General features: G+C 70.9%; 19 protein-coding genes and 1 pseudogene. 10 read left to right on the plus strand and 10 right to left on the minus strand.

The features are described 5' to 3' along the window. The first annotated feature begins 40 nt into the window (after positions 1–40). Positions 41–1,303: an MFS transporter gene (locus tag CP969_RS03195; protein ID WP_016827945.1), complete on the plus strand. Its 1,263-nt coding sequence runs from the start codon at positions 41–43 to the stop codon at positions 1,301–1,303. A 342-nt stretch (positions 1,304–1,645) separates the two neighbouring features. Here CP969_RS03195 and CP969_RS03200 read toward each other — a convergent pair whose 3' ends face one another. The 3 genes from CP969_RS03200 to CP969_RS34415 all read right to left on the minus strand — a co-directional run bounded on the left by CP969_RS03200 (position 1,646) and on the right by CP969_RS34415 (position 5,313). Further along, the gene (locus tag CP969_RS03200; RefSeq protein WP_004992915.1) at positions 1,646–3,814 is read right to left on the minus strand and encodes an MMPL family transporter; all 2,169 of its coding nucleotides are present in this window, start codon (positions 3,812–3,814) and stop codon (positions 1,646–1,648) included. A gap of 25 nt (positions 3,815–3,839) precedes the next feature. Beyond that, on the minus strand, positions 3,840–4,388 hold the full coding sequence (locus tag CP969_RS03205) for a TetR/AcrR family transcriptional regulator (RefSeq protein ID WP_004992911.1): 549 nt from the start codon (positions 4,386–4,388) through the stop codon (positions 3,840–3,842). Positions 4,389–4,641: 253 nt separating this feature from the next. Beyond that, positions 4,642–5,313, minus strand: a complete 672-nt coding sequence (locus tag CP969_RS34415) for an integrase core domain-containing protein (RefSeq protein ID WP_086019081.1) — start codon at positions 5,311–5,313, stop codon at positions 4,642–4,644. Positions 5,314–6,135: 822 nt separating this feature from the next. Here CP969_RS34415 and CP969_RS03215 point away from each other — a divergent pair. From CP969_RS03215 to CP969_RS03240, 6 genes are all read left to right on the plus strand, one after another. Further along, a complete protein-coding gene (locus CP969_RS03215) occupies positions 6,136–6,438 on the plus strand; it encodes an urease subunit gamma (protein WP_026085474.1) in 303 nt (100 codons plus the stop codon). 13 nt (positions 6,439–6,451) lie between these two features. Then, entirely contained in the window at positions 6,452–6,763 is a 312-nt protein-coding gene (locus tag CP969_RS03220; RefSeq protein WP_016827941.1) for an urease subunit beta, read from the plus strand. Then, a complete protein-coding gene (locus CP969_RS03225; RefSeq protein WP_016827939.1) occupies positions 6,756–8,477 on the plus strand; it encodes an urease subunit alpha in 1,722 nt (573 codons plus the stop codon). Before CP969_RS03220 ends, CP969_RS03225 begins: the two co-directional genes overlap by 8 nt. Before the next feature lie 7 nt (positions 8,478–8,484). Next, positions 8,485–9,159: an urease accessory protein UreF gene (locus tag CP969_RS03230; RefSeq protein ID WP_004992899.1), complete on the plus strand. Its 675-nt coding sequence runs from the start codon at positions 8,485–8,487 to the stop codon at positions 9,157–9,159. Between the two features lie 146 nt (positions 9,160–9,305). Next, positions 9,306–9,983 (plus strand): urease accessory protein UreG, encoded by a 678-nt coding sequence (ureG, locus tag CP969_RS03235; protein ID WP_016827938.1) that lies wholly within the window; start codon positions 9,306–9,308, stop codon positions 9,981–9,983. Next, on the plus strand, positions 9,980–10,744 hold the full coding sequence (locus CP969_RS03240; protein WP_004992896.1) for an urease accessory protein UreD: 765 nt from the start codon (positions 9,980–9,982) through the stop codon (positions 10,742–10,744). Before ureG ends, CP969_RS03240 begins: the two co-directional genes overlap by 4 nt. Positions 10,745–10,808: 64 nt before the next feature. Here CP969_RS03240 and CP969_RS33690 read toward each other — a convergent pair. After that, positions 10,809–11,024: pseudogene (locus tag CP969_RS33690) on the minus strand (transposase); the annotation flags it as partial. A gap of 102 nt (positions 11,025–11,126) precedes the next feature. Further along, positions 11,127–11,669: a hypothetical protein gene (locus tag CP969_RS03250; protein ID WP_223887036.1), complete on the minus strand. Its 543-nt coding sequence runs from the start codon at positions 11,667–11,669 to the stop codon at positions 11,127–11,129. Between the two features lie 491 nt (positions 11,670–12,160). Here CP969_RS03250 and CP969_RS03255 point away from each other — a divergent pair, with 491 nt between their 5' ends. Beyond that, positions 12,161–12,451: a hypothetical protein gene (locus CP969_RS03255; RefSeq protein WP_223887037.1), complete on the plus strand. Its 291-nt coding sequence runs from the start codon at positions 12,161–12,163 to the stop codon at positions 12,449–12,451. Between the two features lie 423 nt (positions 12,452–12,874). Here the strand turns inward: CP969_RS03255 and CP969_RS03260 are convergent, their stop codons facing one another. The 5 genes from CP969_RS03260 to CP969_RS03285 all read right to left on the minus strand — a co-directional run bounded on the left by CP969_RS03260 (position 12,875) and on the right by CP969_RS03285 (position 19,281). Further along, positions 12,875–13,570, minus strand: coding sequence for an HAD family hydrolase (locus CP969_RS03260; protein ID WP_016827930.1), 696 nt, complete (start codon positions 13,568–13,570; stop codon positions 12,875–12,877). A gap of 246 nt (positions 13,571–13,816) precedes the next feature. Beyond that, positions 13,817–15,385, minus strand: coding sequence for a family 10 glycosylhydrolase (locus CP969_RS03265; RefSeq protein WP_016827928.1), 1,569 nt, complete (start codon positions 15,383–15,385; stop codon positions 13,817–13,819). A gap of 71 nt (positions 15,386–15,456) precedes the next feature. After that, complete coding sequence (locus tag CP969_RS03270) at positions 15,457–16,197, minus strand: peptidoglycan recognition protein family protein (protein ID WP_016827926.1); 741 nt, start codon at positions 16,195–16,197, stop codon at positions 15,457–15,459. Between the two features lie 974 nt (positions 16,198–17,171). Next, positions 17,172–18,509, minus strand: a complete 1,338-nt coding sequence (locus CP969_RS03280) for an MFS transporter (protein WP_004992880.1) — start codon at positions 18,507–18,509, stop codon at positions 17,172–17,174. Positions 18,510–18,636: 127 nt separating this feature from the next. Next, positions 18,637–19,281 (minus strand): GntR family transcriptional regulator, encoded by a 645-nt coding sequence (locus CP969_RS03285; protein ID WP_167540247.1) that lies wholly within the window; start codon positions 19,279–19,281, stop codon positions 18,637–18,639. A gap of 190 nt (positions 19,282–19,471) precedes the next feature. Between CP969_RS03285 and CP969_RS03290 the strand changes: the two genes are divergently transcribed. Both CP969_RS03290 and CP969_RS03295 read left to right on the plus strand, forming a co-directional pair. Then, positions 19,472–21,568, plus strand: coding sequence for a hydantoinase/oxoprolinase family protein (locus CP969_RS03290; protein WP_016827920.1), 2,097 nt, complete (start codon positions 19,472–19,474; stop codon positions 21,566–21,568). Continuing rightward, entirely contained in the window at positions 21,565–23,301 is a 1,737-nt protein-coding gene (locus tag CP969_RS03295) for a hydantoinase B/oxoprolinase family protein (protein WP_016827919.1), read from the plus strand. The genes CP969_RS03290 and CP969_RS03295 overlap by 4 nt, the downstream gene beginning before the upstream one ends. Positions 23,302–23,420: the final 119 nt, after the last annotated feature.

The following is a 23,420-nucleotide window of genomic DNA, read 5'->3' on the forward strand; positions in this document are numbered from 1 at the left end:
CGGTTTCCCTCCCTGCCTTCTCCTGACAGGACATGGCCGCATGACCGTCGAAGCTCAGCTGTCCGCCCCCACCCGCCCAGCCCCACCGCGCACACCGGCACTGATGTGGGCGGTCGTCGCCCTGTGCACCGCGGCGATCACCGTGGAGGGGTTCGACCTCATCGTCTACGGTGTGGCCCTGCCCTCGATGCTCGCCGACGCGTCACTGGGCCTCGACAAATCCCTGGCCGGGACCCTCGGCAGCCTCGCCTACGCGGGCATGCTCGTGGGCGCCGTGGTCTGCGGTCCGCTCGCGGACCGGCTCGGCCGGCGACGCCTGGTCCTCGCCTCCGGCGTAGTTTTCACCGTCTTCACAGTGGCGTGCGCGGTGGTCGTCGAACCGTGGCAGTTCGGGGTCGCCCGGCTGCTCGCGGGCATCGGCATGGGCGGTGTGATGCCGTCCTGTGTGGCCCTGAGCAAGGAGTACGCGCCACAGGGCCGCTCCGCCCTGGTGGCGACCGTGGTCCTCGCCGGCATCCCGGTGGGCGGGGTGCTGGCCGCGCTGACGGCCGCCTCGTGGGGCGGCTCGCTGGGCTGGCGCGGCCTGTTCGGCATCGGCGCGGCCCTCTCGGCGGCCGTGATCACGGCCGCGTACTTCCTGCTGCCCGACTCGCTGCCTTCACGGCCCGCCATCGACACCACCCCCCAGGACGCCGCCCGAAGTCCGCGGGACGGCGGGGCAGCCAGTGTCCGCACGATCCTGTCCAGGCCCCACGCCCGCCGCACCGTCCTGTTCACCGTCGCCAACTTCGCGGTGCTACTCGCCTGGTACGGCCTGAACACCTGGCTCACCCAGCTGATGCGCGAGATGGACTACCCACTCGGCTCGGCGCTGCGCTTCACCCTGGTGCTGAACCTCGGCGCCGTCGTCGGTTCCTTCGCGCTGGCCGCCCTGGCCGACCGGATCGGGCCCCGCCCGGTCACCATCGGCAGCGCCGTGCTCGCCGGCCTCGCCGTCCTCTGTCTGTCGCAGGGCGGCGGCACGGTGATGATCCTCGGTGTCACCGCGCTGGCCGGGGTCGGTGCCCACTCGGCGCTGACCATGCTGAACGACTGGGTCGCGTCCAGCTATCCGACCACGGCCCGCGCCACCGCACTGGGCTGCGTCTCCGGCTTCGGACGCGGCGGCGCGATCGTGGCACCGCTGATCGGCGGCTGGATCCTCCAGGCCGCCCTGGGGCCGACCACCGTGTTCTACGTGTTCGCCGCGGCCGCGCTGCTGTGCGCCGCGACACTCCTCGCCGTCCCGGCCCGCCGGGACTGACACCTCGGCGCAGGTGGGAGGGGCGCGGTTCGGCCCCGGACCACGTCCGCATGATCGTGTCCCTGTTGTACGGAGTGGCCCGGGCACGGGGCGCGAGACGAAGAGCCGGCCGAACGGGCTCACCGCGGCTCCGGCTTGCCGCGGTGGACCTCGAGGTTGTCGACTGCCTGGACAACGCTCGCCCGCCGTTCCGCCGTTTCGGGCGTGGGCGCCCGGCGCCGTACGGGGCCGGGCCCCGGGGCTGTCGGGCGGGGTGGGGAGAGCGAGGGAACGGGAGGAGGACGGGACCGCTGTGCGGGTCCCGTCCTCCAGGGTGTGGTCCGGACCGGCCGAGTGCGCGGGTCAGACCGAGACGGGAGCCTTGTCGCGCGTCTCCGCGGCCAGCTGCCGGTTCAGCTTCTCGCCCTCGATGTCGAGGTCGGGCAGGGCCTTGTCGACGGGCTTGGGCAGCCACCAGGCGGCACGGCCGAGCAGCGACATCACCGCCGGGACCAGCGCCATACGGACGACGAAGGCGTCGATGACCACGCCGACGGCGAGGGCGAACCCGATGGACTTGATGATCGGGTCGTCCATCAGGACGAAGCCCCCGAACACGGACGTCATGATGAGCGCGGCGGCCGTGACGACGCGGGCGTTGTGGCCCATGCCGCTGACCATGGCCGCCTGCGGGTCGGCGCCGTGGACGAAGTCCTCGCGCATGCGGGAGACGAGGAAGACCTCGTAGTCCATGGCGAGGCCGAACAGGATGCCGATGAGCAGGATCGGCAGGAAGCTCACCAGCGGGCCGGGGGTGTCGACGCCCACCAGGCCGGCGAGGTGGCCCTCCTGGAAGATGGCGACGGTGATGCCGAAGGTCGCGCCCACGGTGAGCAGGAAGCCCAGGGCCGCCTTCAGCGGCACCAGGATCGACCGGAAGACCAGCATGAGCAGCAGGATGGACAGGCCCACCACCAGGAGCAGGTACACCGGCAGGGCGTCGGCGAGCTTCTTCGACACGTCGATGCCCAGGGCGGTCGCGCCGGTGAGGGCGACGTCGGCGCCCTCGATGTCCGCGACCCGGTCGCGGATGTCGTGGACGGCGTCCTCGGTGGCGGCGGCGGTCGGACCGGCCTCGGGGATGATGGCCAGCAGGGCGGTGGTGCCCTGCTCGTTCAGCTGCGGCGGGGCCACGGCCAGGATGCCGTCGGTGGCCTTGATGAGGGCGGTGGCCTTCTCTGCGGCCGCCCCGGTGGACTGCGCGTCCTCACCGTTGACGACGGCGATGAGACGGCCGTTGAAGCCCTCGCCGAAGCCCTCGGACGTCAGGTCGTACGCCTCGCGTGCGGGGGAACCCTCGGCGGCGGTGCCCGCGTCCGGCAGGGCCATGCGCATGTCCTGGGCCGGGAGGGTGAGCGCGCCCAGCCCGAGGATGCCGACGACCAGGAGCGGGACGCGCAGCTTGGTGACGAGCCGGCCCCAGGTGAAGCCGAAGCCTTCGGCGCTGGTGCCGTCCTCGGCGGTGTGTCCGCCGGTGTGGCGCTGCTTGCGCGGCAGGACCTTCTTGCCGGCGAAGGAGAGGAAGGCCGGCAGCAGGGTGAGGGCGACCAGCACGGCGACGGCGACGGTGCCCGCCGCGGCCAGGCCCATCACGCTCAGGAAGGGGATGCCGACGACGGAGAGGCCGACCAGGGCGATGACGACGGTGGCACCGGCGAAGACGACGGCGGAGCCGGCGGTGCCGGTCGCGCGGCCGGCGGCCTCCTCGGGCTGGAGGCCCTCGGCGAGGTACTGGCGGTAGCGGGAGGTGATGAAGAGCGAGTAGTCGATGCCGACGGCCAGGCCCAGCATCAGCGCCAGGATGGGGGCGGTGGAGGTCAGTTCGATGACACTGGTCAGGGAGAAGAGTCCGGCCATGCCGACCGCGACGCCGATCAGCGCGTTCAGCAGGGTCATGCCGGCGGCGACCAGCGAGCCGAAGGTGATGACCAGGACCACCGCGGCGACCAGGACGCCGAGCGCCTCGGTGGAGCCGACCTCCACCTCACCGCCCATGACCTCGCCGCCGTGCTCGATCCGCAGGCCCTCGACGTCGGCGCCGACGGCCTCGTAGGCCGACTTCTGCTCGTCGGTGACCTCGTCGGCGGCCTTGTCGAACTGCACCTGGATCAGGGCGTAGCGGCCGTCCTGGGAGACGGAGCCGGTCTGGAACGGGTCCATGGCGGCGGTGACGCCGTCGATCCGGGAGGCTTCCTTCACCACGGGTGCCACCGCGGCGGGGTCCAGCTTCCCACCCTCGGGGGCGGCGACGACGATGGTGCCGGTGGCTCCGCCGGCCTGCGGGAACTGCCGGTCGAGGTCGTCCAGCGCCCGCTGGGACTCGGTGCCCGGCATGGAGAATTTGTCACTGGTCGGGCCCATCAAAGTGGCGGCTCCGACACCCAGCAGGATCAGCAGGAGCAGCCAGACCGCGGCTATTCGGCCTCTTCTGCGGAAGGAGAACCGCCCGAGCCGGTACAGCAAGGTCGCCATGGAGGAGGGGTCTTTCCGTTAGGGGTCAACTGGGTGTGTGGTCAAGCGCCCGCAGCGCACTGCGGATCATTTCGGCGCGCAGCACCTCGTCCGGCGCCACCTCGTCATCGGTGGCACTGGTGATGAAGACGGCGCCCAGCACCATCCACGCCGCCACCCGGGCCGGCGGGTGCTGCGAGCGGCCGGCCAGCGCGTCCAGCAGCCCGTCCGCCAACTCCATGACGTTGAGGTCCTGGTGGCAGGACATCTCGGTGATGTCCTCGAAGAGAAGCCGGATCTCGCGGCGGAACCGCAGCGTCAGGTCGACGTATCCGACGACGGTCTCCTCCACCAGCCGGCCGCCCTCCAGCCCGGCCACGCGGTCGAGCAGCGTGGCCAGGGCGTCCTGAGCCGGGGTCAGCAGCTCGGTGAGGATCTTTTCCTTGCCGGCGAAGTGGTAGAGGAGTGACGCCTTCGAGCAGCCCACGTCGGAGGCGATGTCCTGCAACGAGGTGCCGCGGAAGCCGTGCACGGCGAACAGTCGCAGTGCCGACTCCAGGATCTGACCGCGCAGGGCGGAGGCGGAGCGTGCCATGCCTCCACGATAACTGTCCGATCGGTCAGTCCTGACCGATCGGACAGCACGCGGCTGTGGCCTGCGTCACTCTTCCTGTCCGGGGCTCGTCCAGGGCGCACGCGGAAAGCACCGGTTCTCGAAGAGCACGGCGCTGCGGGGCACCTCGCCGCGTCAGCCGTGGAAGCGGCCGGTGACGCCGTCCTGCAGCAGTACACACGGGGCGACGAGGTCGCGGGCCGGACCGCCCGTGCAGGAGTCACTCGCGCGGGGGTCACTCGCGCAGGGGCCACTGAACCTGATCACGGCGCCGAAGGGGCCGGGACCGGTGAGGGCGGTGCGCGTTGCAGTGCCGTTGGCGAGCCGCCAGGACGTGGCGGGCGTGGGCCCCGCCCACGATCAGGACGTGGTCGAGCATCTCGCGTCGGATGCCGCCGACGCTCCTCCCGCAGTGGGCGTTCATCCGAGGAGCCCGCGGGGCACTCAAGATCACCCGCAGCCCCTCGGCCACGAAGACCGCGGCGAACGCCGCACTGCACGTGCCGTCGCGGTCACGCGCCAGAAACCGCAGAGACTCGATGTGCCTGCCCGGGCCGGCGGTGAGATGCCACGCCCGTTGCCCGGCCCCCTCCCGGTCCGGGCGGCCAGGGACTCGCGCCAGGCCGGACCGGAGCGACGCGGCGCCGGGCCGGTGCCCGCGGCGTCGAGGATCTCCCGAACCGTCGAGGCGGCGATCCGATCCCCGAGCCGGGTCAGCTCCCCCTTGGATCCGTCGGTGCCCCACCGCGGACTCTCCCGGGCCGACCGCAGAACGAGCGCCCTGACCGCCGCTGGGGCAGGTGGACGTCCGGTGCACTCCCCCACCTGACGGCGGCGAACCTGCGATGCCGGGCGAGCAGGGTGACGGGGCGACCGGAAAGACCTCCCGCCGGCACCGCCGGGGCATCAGCACGGACGGGACGGCGGACCAGAACCGGTGGGCGAACCCGTAGCGGACCGGACTCACCTACCGCCGACGCAGAACCACGCTCTCGTACCTCAACAAGGACAGTCCCGCGCCCTCGGCGGTTTCGGCGCGCAGCAACACCGACAAGACGAACAACCACCCCCGGGCCACGCTGTCCAGCAAGAACACCCTCACACGGACATGTCCCAGCAGTCGAACCGCATCCCTCCCACCTACGACAACGGCCCTCCGAGCGGCACACGTCGGGCGGGCCCTGCGCCGGATGCTGCGCGCCGGCGCGGTCCGGCGTCGGCACAAGGCTCCGTCCGGAAGGGAACCTGCTCCGGCGCCCGTTGGGGCGTGTGTCAGCGTCGTTCCCCCGCTGGAGCGGAGAAACTCGCAGAGGCCGGCTCCCCCCAAATGCCGGGCCCCCGAGGTGAATCAGGAGGGCCATCGCCTCCTGCGAAGGCTTCACCTCGTCATCGACCTCGTCTCCGCGATCGTCCAGGCCGTTCTCGTCCTCCACCACGCCCCGGCGTGGGGCCGATTGGAAAAACCTCGCCGTTTCCAGTGTCGTCGACCCCGGCCACTGTCATCGGGACATCACGAAAGAACGCCGAGCGAACCGGTCCTCGAAGAATCCCCACCGGGTGACGTAATTCAGCCATCCTAATACCAGGAAGCCGCTTCCATCCAATTGCGGTTTCCGCACGCCTCCATGTGCGCTGACCTGCATTCCTGTGTGTTACATCTAGAAGCAGCGCGGCAACCGCGACCGCCGGACCATTCGATCCGGCGTGATCTTTCTGTGAGGTGGAACGCGTGCAACTGACCCCGCACGAGCAGGAGAAGCTGCTCATCCATGTAGCCGCGGACGTGGCTGAAAAACGCCGTGCACGAGGTGTGAAGCTCAACCATCCCGAGGTCGTCGCCCTGATCACCTCGCACGTCCTCGAAGGCGCCCGCGACGGTCGCACCGTCAGCGAGTTGATGGCCTCCGGAAGGCAGCTTCTCCGCCGCGACGAGGTCATGGAGGGCATACCCGAGATGCTCCGCGACGTGCAGGTCGAAGCCACCTTCCCGGACGGCACCAAGCTGGTCACCGTCCACGAGCCGATCACGTGAGGAGGCAGGAGTCATGGTTCCCGGAGAGATCCTGTTCGCCGACGAACCCGTTGCCTTCAACGAGGGGTTCGAGACCAGCACGCTGACCGTGCTCAACACCGCCGACCGGCCCGTCCAGGTCGGTTCCCACTACCACTTCGCCGAGGCCAACCCCGCCCTCGACTTCGACCGGGTCACCGCCCGCGGCCGTCGGCTCAACATCGCCGCCGGCACCGCCGTCCGGTTCGAACCCGGCATCCCGGTGGACGTGGAGCTTGTCCCCCTCGCGGGCGCTCGCGTCGTCGTGGGCCTGCGCGGCGCGATCGGAGGTGCCCTCGATGCCTGAACTGTCCCGCGTCGCGTACGCCGACCTCTTCGGTCCGACCACGGGTGACCGCATCCGTCTCGCCGACACCGACCTGCTCGTCGAGATCGAGGAGGACCGCTGTGGCGGTCCCGGCCGCTCCGGCGACGAGTCCGTCTTCGGCGGTGGCAAGGTGCTGCGCGAGTCCATGGGCCAGTCGCGCGCCACCCGCGCCGAGGGCGCACCGGACACCGTGATCACCGGTGTCGTGATCATCGACCACTGGGGCATCGTCAAGGCCGACATCGGTGTCCGCGACGGCCGGATCACCGGCATCGGCAAGTCCGGCAACCCCGACACCATGGACGGCGTCCACCCCGATCTCGTCATCGGCCCCGAGACCGAGATCATCGCGGGCAACGGCAAGATCGTCACGGCGGGCGGCATCGACACCCATGTCCACTTCATCGCGCCCACCGTCATCGACGAGGCACTCGCCAGTGGCGTCACCACGCTCATCGGCGGCGGCACGGGCCCGGCCGAGGGCAGCAAGGCGACCACCGTCACCCCGGGTGCGTGGCACCTGGCGTGGATGTTCGGCGCCCTGGAGTCGAGCCCCGTCAACATCGGATTCCTCGGCAAGGGCAGCACCATGTCGAAGGAGTCCATGCGCGACCAACTGCGCGCCGGGGTCCTCGGCTTCAAGGTCCACGAGGACTGGGGTGCGACCCCCGCGGTGATCTCCGCCTGTCTCGACGTGTGCGACGAGTCCGGCGCCCAACTGGCCATCCACGCCGACTCCCTGAACGAGGCCGGGTTCGTCGACGACACCTTCGACGCCGTGGCCGGACGCACGCTGCACGCCTTCCACGTGGAGGGCGCCGGTGGCGGTCACGCACCTGACATGATCACGGCGGTTTCGCTGCCGAACATCCTGCCCGCGTCCACCAACCCGACCCGGCCGCACACCGTCAACACCGTCGAGGAGCACCTCGACATGCTGATGGTCTGCCACCATCTGAACCCCGCGGTCCCCGAGGACCTGGCCTTCGCCGAGTCCCGCATCCGCCCCAGCACCATCGCGGCCGAGGACATCCTGCACGACATGGGGGCCATCTCCATCATGTCGTCGGACGCCCAGGCCATGGGCCGTATGGGAGAAGTGGTCCTGCGGACCTGGCAGACCGCACACGTGATGAAGCGGCGCCGGGGCTTCCTGCCCGGTGACACCCAGGCCGACAACCTGCGCGCCCGTCGCTATGTCGCCAAGTACACCATCAACCCCGCGGTGGCCCAGGGCATCGACCACGAGGTCGGCTCGGTGGAGACCGGCAAGCTCGCCGACCTGGTGCTCTGGGACCCCCGGTTCTTCGGCGTCCGGCCGCAGATGGTGATCAAGGGCGGTCAGATCGCGTACGCGCAGGTCGGTGACCCGAACGGCTCCATTCCCACGCCGCAGCCGATCCTGCCGCGCCCGATGTACGGCACGCTGGGCACCGCGCCCGCCTCCAACTCGTTCAATTTCGTGGCGGAGGCGGCCGTCGAGGCCGGGCTGCCGGAACGCCTCGGCCTCGGGAAGACATTCGTGCCCATCCGGTCGACCCGCGGCCTGACCAAGGCCGACATGCGGCAGAACGACGCCCTGCCGCGCGTCGAGGTCGCCGCGGACTCCTTCGCGGTCACCATCGACGGGGAACTCGTCGAACCCGCTCCGGCCACCGAACTACCGCTCGCCCAGCGGTACTTCCTGTTCTGAGTACGCCATGAGTCGCGCAGCACTCCTCGTCCTGGCGGACGGCCGCTTCCCCGCTGGAGGGCACGCCCACTCCGGCGGGGCGGAGGCCGCCGTCAAGGCGGGACGCATCACCGATGCGGTGAGCCTGGAGCAGTTCTGCCGCGGGCGACTGCACACGAGCGGCGCCGTGGCGGCGTCTTTGGCGGCCGCTGCGGCACTCGGCGTCGACCCTCGCAAGCTGGACCGGGCCGCGGACGCCCGCACCCCGTCCCCCGCGTTGCGCCTGGTGGCCAGGAGGCTGGGACGGCAGCTGGTGCGGGCCGCCCGTGCCACCTGGCCCCACCCCGAACTGGACGAGTTGGCCCACCAGTTCCCCAAGGGCGCCCATCAGCCCGTCGTCCTCGGCACGGCCGCCCGCGCAGCCGGGCTGGGGCCACAGGACGCGGCGTACTGTTCCCTCTACGAGGGCGTGAGCGGACCGGCGACGGCCGCCGTGCGGCTGCTCGGGCTCGACCCGTTCGACGCCACCGCGGTGCTCGCCCGGCTCGCGCCCGCCCTGGACCGTGCGGCCCAGGACGCCGTGGAGGCAGGACAGCGGGCTCTGAGCGACGGACCCGAAGCACTGCCGGCCCGGTCCGCGCCCCTGCTCGAGATCGGGGCCGAGGCCCACGCCGACTGGCCCGTACGGCTGTTCGCGTCGTAGTCCACGCGACGGCCCGCCTTCCCGCGCCCGGGGCATCCCGGGCGCGTCACACCCCCGAGGGCTCGCCCCGGCGCGCCGGACGGCCGGACCGATCCGCCGATCCCCGTGCCGCAGGAGCAGGCCCCGGCACACACCGGAGGTACATCATGAGTCTCGGCCACCACCACGACGGCCCCGCAACCGTCCCCGCCGACGCCCACCGCCCGGACGGCACCCGCCGCGCCCTGCGCATCGGCCTCGGCGGCCCCGTCGGCTCCGGGAAGACCGCGACGGTCGCCGCGCTCTGCCGCGCCCTGCGGGAGGAGCTGTCGCTCGCCGTCGTCACCAACGACATCTACACGCGGGAGGACGCCGCGTTCCTGTTGCGCGAGGCCGTGCTGCCGCCGGAGCGGATCACCGCCGTGGAGACCGGCGCGTGCCCGCACACCGCGATCCGGGACGACATCTCCGCCAACCTCGAAGCCGTCGAAGACCTGGAGGACGAGGTCGGGCCGCTGGATCTGATCCTGGTGGAGTCCGGCGGGGACAACCTCACCGCCACCTTCTCCAAGGGCCTCGTCGACGCGCAGATCTTCGTCATCGACGTGGCGGGCGGGGACGACATCCCGCGCAAGGGCGGACCGGGTGTCACCACCGCCGACCTGCTGGTCGTCAACAAGACCGACCTCGCCCCCCACGTCGGCTCCGACCTGGCCCGTATGGAGGCCGACGCCAGGGCGAATCGCGGGGAACTGCCCGTCGTCCTCCAGTCGCTGCGCGGCGAGCGCGGTGTACGGGACGTCGCCGACTGGGTGCGCGAGCGGCTCGCCGCGTGGACGGCATGACGACGTCGGCGGCCGGGGTGCGGGCACGGGCGAGCATCGTCGCCCGTGGCGACGGACGGGGCGGCACGGCGCTGCCCGGCCTCGAGGGCGAGGGACCCCTGGCGATACGGCGGACCCGGGGCCGCGGGGCCGAGGCCCGGGTCATGCTGGTCGGCGCGATGAGCGGGCCCCTCGGCGGCGACCACTTCACGGTGTCGGCCCGGGTTGCGCGGGGCGCCCGGCTCCGGGTCGGCTCGGCCGGCGCCACCCTCGCCCTGCCGGGTCAGGACCGGGCGGAGGCCCGCTACGACGTCCGGCTCACCGTCGACGACGACGCCGAACTGCTCTGGCTGCCCGAGCCGTTGATCTCCGCGCGGGGCAGTGATCTGTCGGTCACCACCCGCGTCGACCTGGCGGCGACGGCGCGGCTCGTACTGCGCGAGGAACAGGTGCTCGGGCGGTCCGGCGAGGAGCCGGGGCGGCTGACCAGCCGTCTCGCCGTATGGATCGCGGGTGGCTGCGTCCTCGACCAGGAGCTGGCCTGCGGGCCCGGCGCGGCGGAGGGCTGGGACGGTCCCGCGGGGCTGGCGGGACACCGCGCCGTCGGACAAGTTCTGCTGGCACGACCGGAGTTCGCGACCGACCCGCCGACCGCCCGTTCGTGGGAGGAGGGCGCGGCCGTCATGCCGCTCGCCGGGCCCGCCGCGCTGGTGACGGCGGTGGCACCGGACGCGCTCCGCCTGCGCCGACTGCTGGACGCGGCGCTGGCGTCCCTGGACTGAGGTGGTACGGGTGCCGAATGTCCCGTGCGCGGTGATCGGACCGTGGGTCGGTGCTCGTTGCGGGCCGGAAGCGGTGGTGGACGGTCGACCAGGCGCCGAACCCGGTCGGCGCCTCCCGCCGCTGCCCGCCGGTCCTGAACCGCCGGATCACGCCCTCGAACTGCTGGCGCAGCCGCTCGGGGTACGGGGCGTACTCACCGATCGGCAGGAACGGCTCGATGAACTCCCGCTCCTCGCCCGGGGCGGGCGAGAAGAATGGCCTTTCGGCGGGTGGGAGCATGGGACAGGGGGCAGGCGCCCGGTGGCCGAGGATCGGCAGGCACCGGGCAGACCCGCTTTCCGCTTCAACGGGGGTGCGACGTCGCTCTCGCTCGTCGGCCGGTCAGCGCTCCAGGTCCCCGCGCATCTCCACGAAGAGCTTTCCCGCATCGGCGAGCGTGCTGTCCTCGAAGAGCGCGACGGCCGCCGTGCCCTCGTCGGCCCACCCGCAGATGACGTTGCCTTCCTCGCTCAGCGAGGCGAGCAGGCACTCCACCGAGCCGCCGAGCGGTCCGGGCTCCACCGGCTGCGCCTGGGGTTGCCCCAGCTCCGGGTCCCACTGGATGTACTCGATCATGCCCCGGAACAGGTGCTCACGGCGTTTGCTGGTGTCCTCGGGTACGTGGTCGACGCCCTCGAACAGCACCGGCGCACCCTGCCCGCCCGGGTCCCCGTAGTTGCCGATGACCAGTGTCATGCCGTCCCGCATCTCGCCCGGGTCGACCGGGGCGTCCGTCAGGGCCTGGTCTCCCGTCAGTTTGTCCAGACCGCCCGCTCGGGGTGCGTCCACCAGGGTGCGCGGGCCGCTTCGCTCCGCCGAAGGCGCCGGCGACGCGGACCCGGAGACCTGCCCGCTCGGGGAGGCGGCGGGGTCGGGGAGACTCATGTCGTCCTCCCGGCAGCCGCTGGCTGTCAGCATCGTCAACACCGCCACGGCCGTCAGGCCCACTCTTGCCGCAGACGCACACTGCATGAAAACCCCCGCTGTTGCTTCACCCATGATGTCCCCCGCCGCTCCGAGCGGCGGCCATGACCAGTGACGAGTCGTTCCGGCCGGATGGTTCCCGCCCCCGGGCACGAGGACCTGCCGCACGGTGCAACGCCTGAGGGCACTGTCCCGTTGCCTGACGGTGAGGGTGGTCTTCTGGTTGGTCAGCCAGCGCTGACAACGCCGTCGGCAGGCAAGGAGTGCGACGCTGCTGCCGAGGCGGTCAGTGGCGAGGCTGGCGAACCGTCACCGGAGAACGGCTGGCCGGTCAGACATACCCGCCGGACGACAGCATCACTTTGCGGGTGTCTCGAAAACCGAACGCCTCCGGCAACTCTGGTGGACCGGTGGAACCGCCACGGGATCCTGCTGATCAGCGAGTTCTGCGCGTGTCTGGCACTCTTGAACGTCCCGGACCCGAGGTGGTGATCGTCGGTCAGGCCGCCGCCATGTTCGAGGGCGGGCCCACCGGTGCCGGAGCCTCGGTCGAACGGACGGAGGCCTTCCTGGAGGAGTACCAGATCGCGCGCGGACGAGCGCTGAGCGACAACGAACTGCAGCTGTGCTGGGCCGCGGGCCTGTGGGTGCGTGCCTTCAACGCCAAGAAATTCCACCTGGACGACTTCGATGCGCTGGGGCGTGACGAAGCCGAGACGAGGGTGAGGCAGGCCGGCATCTGAGTAGCTGTGCCGAAGCTACTGTTCAGTGAACGCTTCTCTTCCTGAGCGCCAGGCGATCTCGATGGTGTGGACGGCGGCAACCGTGCGGCCGATGCGGTTGGTGCCGCGAAGCGGAGCGACAACACGAACGTGACCGCGACGAACAGCGGGCGATCCGGCTCGGCGAGGCGCTCTCGCTTCCCCGCCCCGAACCGCCGCTCCCACCCGAACCCGCGGTCCGGTCGGCGGCTCGCGTCACCCCGCCGAATGGGACCCGACGGAACCGGCCGCGACCCGCAGCTGTCCGCACTGCCAGCAGCCGGTCACCATCGTTGCCCTGCCGGCCACTCCGGAAGCCGCACAGCCAGTCACGCCCGCCGGACGCGATGTGGTCCCGTTACGGAGGACCCCCTGACCATCCACACCGCCGACGTCCGCCGACCGTCACCGATCTCCGGGCCCCTCACCCACACGGGTGCCGGGCCCACCGGTTGAACTCGTGCAGCCTCGGCCATCAAGCGCAAAACCCCATACCTTCTGCAGGTCCTCCGGCCCGCGATAGCGCACACCCGTCATCCCCAGCTCGACAGCAGCCTCGATGTTCTCCAGCCGGTCGTCGATGAAGAGACACCGCTCAATGTCGGTCTCCGCTTGCTCGGCGGCGATTTCATAGATTTCGCGGTCGGGCTTGACCACTCCGACCCGGGCGCTGCTGACGACACGGTCTGCGAGGTCGGACAGTCCCAGCGATTCGAGGTCGCTCTCCAACTCCAGGGTTGCGTTGGTCACCAGGACGAGCGGCACGTGTTCCCGCACCCGGCGAAGCATCGTGACCACCACCTCGTCAGCCCAGAAAGGCGCCTCGGCCAGTGCCGTTCCCAGCTCACGAGCCTGAGGCTCCGAGACCTCACCAGCGAGTCCCAGCACGATGGCCTCCACCCACTCCTCCTTGCCGATCTTTCCGAGGAGCAGCGGCAGGTCTGTCTCTGGCGCATAGGCCACCCTCGTGGTTGTCCCCTCGGTCAGTCCAGCCGCCTGTTCCAGCTCCGCCAATCGGGTCAGGTCATAAAAGCGGATCACGTTGTCGAGGTCGCACAGCACCGCGTCGAACGGCCTGTCACAGGTGTTGGTGATCGTCATCACCCCTGCATAGCACAGTGATCAGCAAGCAGTCGTTGCCCATTGCGACGTTGCTCTTGCTCCCCATTTCTCCCCAAGCCACCCGAATCCGGATCCCCGGTGGCCTCGGCAGCGAGTACAGACATGCCGCCCGACCTGTGGCGATGACTTTTCGAGCAGCACAGACTGCGATCCGCCCGCCCTGCCCCCCGGCCGGTCGCGCGAGACCGGCCGGGGGCAGCTTTCCCGGGGACCGGGAGCACTTCGTCACGGTACGTTGTGGAACGGCGTGAACTCCGCTTTCGCGATGGCGCCCTTCCTCACCCTCACCACGGTCGCCGGAGCGCCGGTCACACCCTTCGGCAGGGACAGGGTGAGCAGATACACACCCGGTTCCACATGGGCGAAGCCGAACCAACCCGAGCCGTCGCTGAGCCGGACGGTCTTCTCACCGCCGCCGGTGAGGGGGGTGAGCGTCACCGGCACCTGGTCCATCGGGCCGCCGCCCCGGAACACGAGCCTGCCCGTGACATGCCCGTCCTGGGGCGCCGTCTTCCACGGCATGCCGGGCACCGCCGCCTCGTCCTTGAACGGCGCGTCCTCGCCCTGTGTCAACGCCTTCGCCAGCTTGGCCCGCTCGGCCGCCAAGCCGTTGGCCGCCACATCCTTGCTGGGGCTGGCGTACGAGTAGCCGCTCCAGCCGGCCGCGGTATTGCCTGCCGGGCTGGGCCGCAGCGCCTCCCTGATCTGGCTGAGCGAGTCCGCGACGCCGTTCAAGTACAGCGCGGGTCCGTTGACCGCCTGCCGCTCGCCCTGGTGGTCGGCCAGGAACTCGGACCACTCGGAGAACATCAGCGCCTGGTCCGGGTCCCAGTTGCGCTTGTAGTTCATGGTCACGGCAGTGTCCATGATTCCCTCGTCCAGCCATCCCGCCCAGTCCTGCAGGACCTCGGCGTACGTGCGTGTGGACTGCCAGCCGCCGACCGCCTGCGGCCCGTGCCCGTAGGTGATGGCGTCCATCGACAGGCGGGCCTGCGGGTCGACTTCCCAGACACCGAGGTAGATCTTGCGCACCAGATTGGTGACCTGGCTGCGCCGCCAGTCGCTCCAGGCCGTGTCGGACGGAAGAGGTATGTCCGTACGGCCCGTCGCCTGTTGGAAGCGGGCGACGGACACCTCGTTGTAACCCCAGTCGCTGTGGGTGGTGGTGGAGCTGCCGTCCGGGTAGCGGACGTAGTCGAGGTTGACGCCGTCCACGTCGTAGTTGCGGACAATGCTCTGGACGCCGCGGACGATGTAGTCGACGGCCGCCGGATGGCCGGGGTCGACATAGGCGTTGGCGCCCACCAGTTCCTGGCCGTCGGCCTTCTTGTTGAGCCAGCGGTCGGCGCCGGTGGCGCCCGGGCCGTGCTGGTTGAAGACGTGCTCCGGGGAGCGGGGCGGGGTGGTGCTGTTCCACATGGTGTTGACGTTGACCCAGGCGTGCACCTGCAGTCCGGCTGCGTGCCCTTGCCGGACTATTTCCTCCAGCGGATCGTAGGGCTCCGGGGCGATCGCGGCGTCGGTGCGCGGGTACAGGGCGTTGTTGCAGAAGCAGTCGTAACGCCGGGCTGTCTGAACGATCAGAGCGTTGGCGTTGACGTCCAACGCGTCTTCGACCAGGGCCGCGACCTGCGCGGGTGTGAAGATGCCCGGGTTGAACGCGTCCACCCAGTAGCTGCGCCACTGGGCCGGCGCCGCCGCGCCGTCGTCGGCGTGGGCGGGCGGCGCGGTGACCGCTCCGAAGAGCAGGCCGAGGCCCGCCGCCAGGGTGGTGAGTACGCGAGGCAAACGCATGTGACGGGTCTCCCTGTGGAGTTCATCGGCTACGGGCGTACGTCGCGGGAAAGAGGTGGGCCCGGCTGGTTCTAGGCGAACGTGGCACCCCAGGTGGCCGGCCCGACGATGCCGTCCACGCTCAGGCCCTTGCTCGACTGGAAACTGCGGCAGGCGGAGTCGGATCCCGGTCCGTACCGGCCGTCCACGGCGAGGGAGTAACCGTGCGCGCTGTTCATCCGGTACTGCCAGGTCGCCACGCTGGCGTGCTCGAAGGTCGGAGGTTGGCGGAAGCTGACTCCGGGATAGGGCAAGGGCCCGCCGCCGGGGTTGACCTCGCCGTTGAGTACCCGGGAGTACAGGTTGCCCGGGCAGGCGGTCGCGTGGTGGTCCCGGTGGCCGGTGATGGCCTGCGCGGCGCCGCCCGACACCCGCAGGCGGTTGATCCCGTAGCGGACGGCGTCGATGAGCCCGGCAGTGATGGTGTCGTAGTTGCTGCTGGAGCCGCCGGTCAGCGCACAGACCGCGTACCAGTCGTCGTTGCCCTGCGTGGTGCCCTGGGCGGCGGTGCGGACGTTCTCACCGCGGCCCTGGAAGAGGTAGCCGTGCACGCAGGCGAGGTGGCTGTAGGCGATGTCCGACCAGCCGTTGGAGTCCATGTGGAAGTTCTGGATGCCCCGCACCTGGGCGGCGCAGTCAGCGTGATGGGCCTTGGCCACTTTCACGGCATCGACGTGATGGACGACCACACCGCCCTGTGCCGGGGTGATGTTGTTGCTGACGCTCTTGGGTGCCCTGGCGCCCCACTGGGAGCGGGTGACGAACGTGGCCATCAGCTCAGCCCTCCTCGGTCCAGGGCACAGTTGACGGTGGCGTTCAATGGCTCGGTGTGGGCGCTGCGCGCTGCTTCAGGACCCTGGACGGCGCCGGGATGGCGGGCGTGCGTGACGATGGGAAGTTCACGGCTTCCCGGCGGGAGGGGGGTGGCGGCACGCGCGGGTCCGGAACATATGGCGGGCAGTGCGAGCGCACCGGCGGCTGCCGCCAGCAGCGTCGCGCGGCGAGACGGGCCGTGAGTCAACGGTTCTCCAAGGTGTGGTGAGGTGGGAGCGATTGTCGAATCTTTGACAGGTTCCCGTCAAGATGACTGCAGTCGTCTCCTTACACCTGGTCCCTGTGGACGTACATGGCGGCCGCTTGACGCCATCGGCGCAGGAGGAGGCTCTTGCATCGGTGGCCTCCGGCCGTCGCCCGGTCGATGTCGAGTTCACCGATCCGCACGCCGTGCGGGCGCTGGCGCATCCGGTGCGGCCGGCGACCCTTGACCGCGTCCGGGGGCACGGTCCTGCGACCGCCACGCGACTTCCGCCCGACGCGACGCGGGAACGACGCCGCTGGTGGCCCCATGTGCTCCGGGCGGGGGCGTCGGCGGCGCAGCGTGTCGGTGCAGGCCCGCCCGAACCTTCGGGCACCACCGCCGGATGGTCTCGCGGGACCGGCTGGCCGCCACCGCCGAAATCCGGTCCGCTCCTCCCCGCAGGCCGCTCTGGCCGAACGCCTCCCGGGCCGCTGCTCCGCTTGCCGTGGGAGACGAAGCCGAGCGGCGCGTCGGGCGAATGGCGGCTACGGCCTCGAAGCGGCCGGCCGCACTCCCTCGCGGGTGGTGCCGCTCAGGGCATGCCGGCCGGCGAGCCCGCTGCCGTCTGCGGGAGGCGGGGGTGACGACCGCCCGGCCGCCGCACCGGGGCCCGGCGGCGTCCGGAGGAGCGCGGGGCGGTGGGTGGCCGGGCGGTGGAAAGGGGCGGGGCTACGCCTCGCCGGTCTTGAGTGGTGCGCTTTCGCGGGTCGTCAGGACCACCGCCAGGGTGATGACGGCGCTCGCCATGACGTAGAACGCCGGGGAGGCGATGATCCCCGTCTCGGCGACGAGGAAGGTGACGATGAAGGGTGCGGTTCCCCCGAAGGCGGAGACCGAGAGGTTGTAGCCGAGGGAGAACCCGCCGTACCGCACGCGAGTGCTGAACAGTTCGTTCATCGCGGCCAGGGTCGGTCCGAGGAAGACTGCCAGGATCAGCCCCAGGCCGCAGTGCGCGACCACGGCGAGCACCGCGCTGTCCGTCTCCATCATGACGAACAGCGGATAGGAGAAGAGCAGGGCCAGGACGCACGACGCACCGAGCACGGGCCGGCGGCCGATCCTGTCCGAGAGGCCGCCCGTCAGGGGGATGGCCGCACACACCAGGATCATGGAGACCACCGACGACACCGAGGCGAGCGTGGCCGTGTGGCCCAGGGTGCTCTCCTGGTAGCTCGGGATGAAGGTGAGGATCACGTACAGCGCGGCGTTCTGGAACAGTGCGTATCCGGCGGTGCGGAGGATGGACCGCCAGTGTTCGGTGATGGATTCGAGCAGGGGGCGCTTGGAGACCTTGCCTTCGGCGCGCAGCGCGGTGAACTCGGGGGTCTCCTCCAGCTTGTTGCGGATGTAGAGCCCGATGAGCCCGAGCGGGGCGGTCATCAGGAACGGGACGCGCCAGCCCCAGTCGTGGATCTGCTCCGAGGTCAGCGCGAGGTTCAGCACCAGCACGACCAGCGAGCCGAGCAGGAAGCCCAGGATGCAGCCCATCTCGACCAGGCTCACCAGGAACCCGCGGCGCCTCGGCGGCGCGTACTCGGCGACGTAGGCGGACGCGCCGCCCATCTCCCCACCTGCGGAGAATCCCTGGATCAGCCGCAGGACCACCAGAAGCACGGGGGCGAGCAGCCCGATCGAGGCGTACGACGGCAGCAGGCCGATGCACAGCGTGGCGACCGAGACCGAGATGATGACCCAGGCCAGGGTCTTCTGCCGACCGATGCGGTCACCGAGTGTGCCGAAGAAGATCCCGCCCAGCGGCCGTACGGCGAAGGCCACCCCGAACACGGCGAAGGAACTGAGCAGTTGGGTCGTGGGGTCGCTGGTGGGGAAGAACACCTTGCCCAGCACACCGGCCAGGTAGCCGTACACGGCCACGTCGAACCACTCGACGACGCTGCCGATGGTGGCTCCGGCGGTCGCTCGGCGCAGTGTGGACCGGCTGGGGGCCGGCCGCCCCTCAGGAGGGCTCGCCCCTGGAGGAGCGGCGGTCTGGCGGTCAACGCTCACAGGATCTCCCGATGGGGACAGGCGGGCACACGCCGCGGTCGACAGTGGTGCGACCGTAGGGAATCGTCGGACGATGTGCAAGAGATTCATTGATGAAAGTTCTCTGTCATCGGACGATTACCTGCCGTTATCGAGCGGGATAGCCCTCGCAGAGCGCTGCCTCGGAGTCCGTGAGGTAGGTCTCCAGCAGCACGGCCGCCTCCTCCACGTCGCCCGAGCGCAGGGCCTCGGCGATCTCCCTGTTCCGGTCGAGGTAGGCGGCGTGGAAGACCCGCGTGTCGCTCATGTGCGCGTAGGCGAGCCGGAACTCCGCGAGGATGCCGCTCATCATCGCGTCCAGCCGCTCGCTCCCCGCGAGTGCCACCAGCGCCTCGTGGAACCGGATGCTCGCGGCGGCGACGTCGTCCCACCGCGCCTCCTCCGCCGCCGCGCGGCCGTCGGCGATCGCCGCGGAGAGCCTGCGCAGGCCCGCCGGCGTCAGGATCCGGATGGACCGCACCGCGGCGCATTCCACGACCCGTCTGACCCGGTAGAGATCGGCCACGTCCTCCCGGGACAGCTGGCGGACGAAGACTCCGCGGCTCAGCTCGTGCACCAGGAGCCGCTCCCGGATGAGCCGCTGGTACGCCTCGCGGAGAGTGCTGCGGGAGACACCGTGGAGCTTCCTCATGTGCTCCTCGGACAGCCGTGTCCCCGGCTTCAACTCGCCGGAGACGATCTGTTCGCGCAGTGCGTCCGCCACACGGCTCGCGGTGCCGGCCGAATCACTCATTCCCGCTCCCTTCGGGCCGCGACGACAGGTGCGGCCGGTCACTCCTCCGACAGGAGGCGAGCCTGATTCTAGCAATTTTCGTCAGACGATCCGTTGCGAAATCGTCGGACGATCTGTAGCGTCCGTCCGGCGTGCCGATGACCGAGCAAGAGGCGCCGCGCACGTTCTCAGCCGGCCCTGGAGGATTCCTATGACCCAGTCCCGTGCACTGCGTGTCGGGGTAGACATCGGTGGCACCTTCACAGACATGGCGATCCTCGACGACCGTGGGATCGTCGCCGTCGGGAAGACCCTCACCACCCACAGCGAACCCGCTGCCGCCGTCGAGACGGTGCTGCGGCAGACCCTGGCGGCACACGGACTCGACGCGGCGGACATCACCACCTTCGTCCACGGCACCACCCTGGTGACGAACGCGCTGATCGAGCGCCGCGGTGCGACCACCGCGCTGCTCACCACCGAAGGATTCCGCGACGTGGTGGAGATGGGGCGGGAACACCGGTACGAGCTCTACGACCTCGACCTGGAACTGCCCCGCCCCCTCGTACCGAGGCACCTGCGCTTCGGCGTCCGCGAACGCATGCTCGCCGACGGCAGCGTCGACACCGCCCTCGACGAGACCGCCGTGAAGCAGCTCGCGGCCGAGCTGTCGGAGGCGGGAGTCCAGGCGGTGGCGGTGTGCTTCCTGCACAGCCATGTCAACAACGAGCACGAGCGGCGGGCCCGGGAGATCATCCAGGCCACCGCTCCGGAGCTGCGCGTAGCGCTGTCCAGCGAGGTGAACCCCGAGATCCGCGAGTACGAGCGCAGCTCGACCACCCTGGCCAACGTCTACGTGCAGCAGCTCGTCGAGACCTACCTGCAGGACCTCCGCGACCGCCTGCACGGCCTCGGCCTGCGCAGTGCTCCCCTGATCATGCTGTCGAACGGCGGGGTCGCCGCGATCGACGTCGCCCGGCAGTTCCCGATCCGCATGCTGGAGTCCGGTCCCGCGGGCGGCGCGCTGGGGGCCGTCGCCTTCGGCCGCAGCGCCCGGCGGCCCGACCAGATCGCCTTCGACATGGGCGGCACCACCGCCAAGCTCTGCATCATCGAGGCCGGCCGCCCGCTGGTCACCCACACCTTCGAAGTGGACCGGGTGTACCGGTTGCGCGCCGGGTCCGGCCTCCCCGTACGGGCTCCGGTCATCGACATGATCGAGATCGGCACGGGCGGCGGCTCCGTCGCCCGGGTCAACTCACTCGGTCTGATCACCGTCGGCCCCGACTCCGCCGGATCCGAACCGGGCCCGGTGAGCTACGGCCGGGGCGGCGAGCACTGCACCGTGACCGACGCGGACGCCGTCCTCGGCTATCTGGATCCCGACCACTTCCTCGGCGGCGACATGCCCCTGGACGTGGAGGCGGCGGCCGCCGCCATCGACCGGCAGATCGCCCGGGAACTCGGCGTCAGCGTGGCCGAAGCGGCATGGGGGATCCACGCGACGGCCAACGAGAGCATGGCGAACGCGGCCCGCGTCCACGCGATCGAGCGGGGTCAGGACCCCACGCGCCTGCCGATGTTCGTCTCCGGGGGCAACGGGCCCCTGCACGGGCCCGGAGTGGCGGCCGCACTCGGTTCCCCCGCCGTGGTGGTGCCCCCCGCCGCCGGTGTCCTGAGCGCGCTGGGCTTCCTGTCCGCGCCGATGTCCATCGACATCGTCCGCTCGCGCCACGCGGAACTCGGCACCGTCGAACTCTCCGTGCTCGAGGAGATCTTCGGGGAGATGGAGGACGAGGGTACCCGCGTACTGTGCGGCTCCGGCGTGCCGGCCGAGGACATCACGCACGAGCGCACCCTGGAGATGCGCTTCGTCGGGCAGGGCAGCGAGATCGAGGTGCCGGTGCCCCCGCTGGGGAACCGCTGGCGGGCGGACCTCGCCGAGAGCTTCGCCGGGCAGTACCGGCAGCGCTTCGGCACCGTCGCGCCGGTGGGCGTCGAGACCGAGATCCTGACCTGGCGCGTCGCGTCACGCGGCCCGGACCCGCAGGCCCGGCTGCGGTCCGCGCGCCCGGCGGAGTCCGGGAGTGCCCTCGTCGGGCACCGCGACGCCTACTTCCCCGCGGCCGGCGGTTACGTGCCCACGGCCGTCTACGACCGGTACCGGCTGGCCGTCGGCGCCACCGTCGAAGGCCCGGCACTGGTGCGGGAACGGGAGTCGACGCTCGTCGTCCCGCCCGCTGCCCGCTGCACCGTCGCCGACGACGGCAGCATCCTGGTCGAGTTCACTTCAGGAGGATCCCGATGACCACTGCCTCCGCTCCCGGCCGCCCGGTGGACCCGGTCGTCGTCGGACTGGTGGCCAACCGGCTGCACTCCCTGCTGGACGAGCAGCAGGCCGCGCTGGTGAACACCGCCTTCAGCCCGGTGGTGCGAGAATCCCTCGACCTCGCCTGCGCCGTCTTCGACAGCCGGGGCGAGATGATCGGCCAGTCCTCCGGCGGCACTCCGGGCCACATCAACGCGATGGCGACCGGGATGAGTCACATCGTGGCGAAGTACCCGCCCGAGGCCCTCGCCGACGGCGACGTACTGATCACCAACGATCCGTGGATGACGGCCGGCCAGATCAACGACATCACGGTTGCCACCCCCGTCTTCCGCGACGGGACGCTGATCGCCTGGTTCGCGAGCTGCTGCCACTCACCCGACATCGGCGGCCGGATCCTGTCGGCCGCGGCGACGGAGGTGTTCGAGGAGGGGCTGCGGCTTCCCATCCTCAAACTGCGCACCGCCGCCGGGCCCAACGAGCCCCTGGAAGAGCTCATCCGCGCCAATGTGCGCACCCCCGACGAAACGATGGGCGACATCTACGCCCAGGTGGCGGCCAACCAGGTGGGGGCCCGCAGTCTCGGCAGGATGATGGACGAGTTCGGCCTCGACAGCGTCGACGCCGTCGCCGCCGAGATCATGCTCCGTTCCGAGAAGGCCCTGCGGGCCGCGCTGCGCGGACTGCGCGACGGCCGGTACGAGTCACGGCTGACGTCCGACGGGTTCGACGGGGAGCCGATCGACCTGGCGGTCGCCGTGACCATCGACGGGGACCGCGTCGACATCGACTACACCGGATCCTCGCCCCAGTCCCGGCACGGCGTGAACGTGGTCCTCAACTACACCAGGGCGTACACCTCGTTCGCCGTCAAGGCCGCGCTCGCGCCGGAGGTCCCGCACAACGCCGGCTCGTTCCGCCCCGTCCACGTGAGTGCGCCCCGCGGCTCGGTGCTGAACTGCGTCGACCCTGCCCCGGTCGCCTCCCGGCACCTGGTCGGGCACTTCCTGCCCAGCCTCCTGTTCGACGCCCTCCGCCCGGCGGTTCCCGGGGGGCTGCCGGCCACCAGCTCCGACGCCCTGTGGATGACGGTGTGGCGCGGCGGCGACATGGGAGAGACACATCCGTTCACCCTCACCGTGTTCGGGGCCGGCGGAACGGGCGGGCGCCCGGGCAAGGACGGCCTGAACACCACCGGTTTCCCCACGGGCGTACGGGCGGCCCCCACCGAGGTGCTGGAGACCCTGACCCCGCTCGTCCAGCGGCAGCGCGAGCTGCGCCCCGACTCCGGCGGACCGGGCGAGCACCGCGGCGGCCTCGGACAGGTGGTGCGGGTCGGTCGCCGGGGTGAGCACGGATGGACGCTCAACGCCAACATCGACCGGGTCGACACCCCCGCACCGGGCACTCTGGGCGGACTGCCCGGTGCCCGCGGCGAGTTCACCGACGCCACCTCCTCCGAGCAGCTCCCGCGCAAGCAACTGGTACGCCTGGCCCCCGACTCCGTGGTCCAGTTGCGGTTCCCGGGCGGAGGCGGCTACGGCGACCCGAAGGCGCGTCCGGTCGAGCGGGTGCTCGACGACGTCGTCAACGGCTACGTGAGCTGCGAGGCCGCTCGCACGTACTACGGGGTCCACATCGAATACGTCGGAGACCCCGACGCGCTGGTACGGCCTCCCTCGTCCTACCGCGTCGTGCGGGCTCGCGACTGACCCACCCGACCGGCGTCCCGCGTCCCCCGCGACGGGGACACCCGCGCCCCGGCCGACAGGCCCGGCCGGAGCGCGGGGCCGGTAGCGGGCCACCCCGGAATCCACCCGTAAACCCTCCG

Origin of the sequence: Streptomyces viridosporus T7A, assembly GCF_008704515.1 — a bacterium.
Lineage (GTDB): Bacteria > Actinomycetota > Actinomycetes > Streptomycetales > Streptomycetaceae > Streptomyces > Streptomyces viridosporus.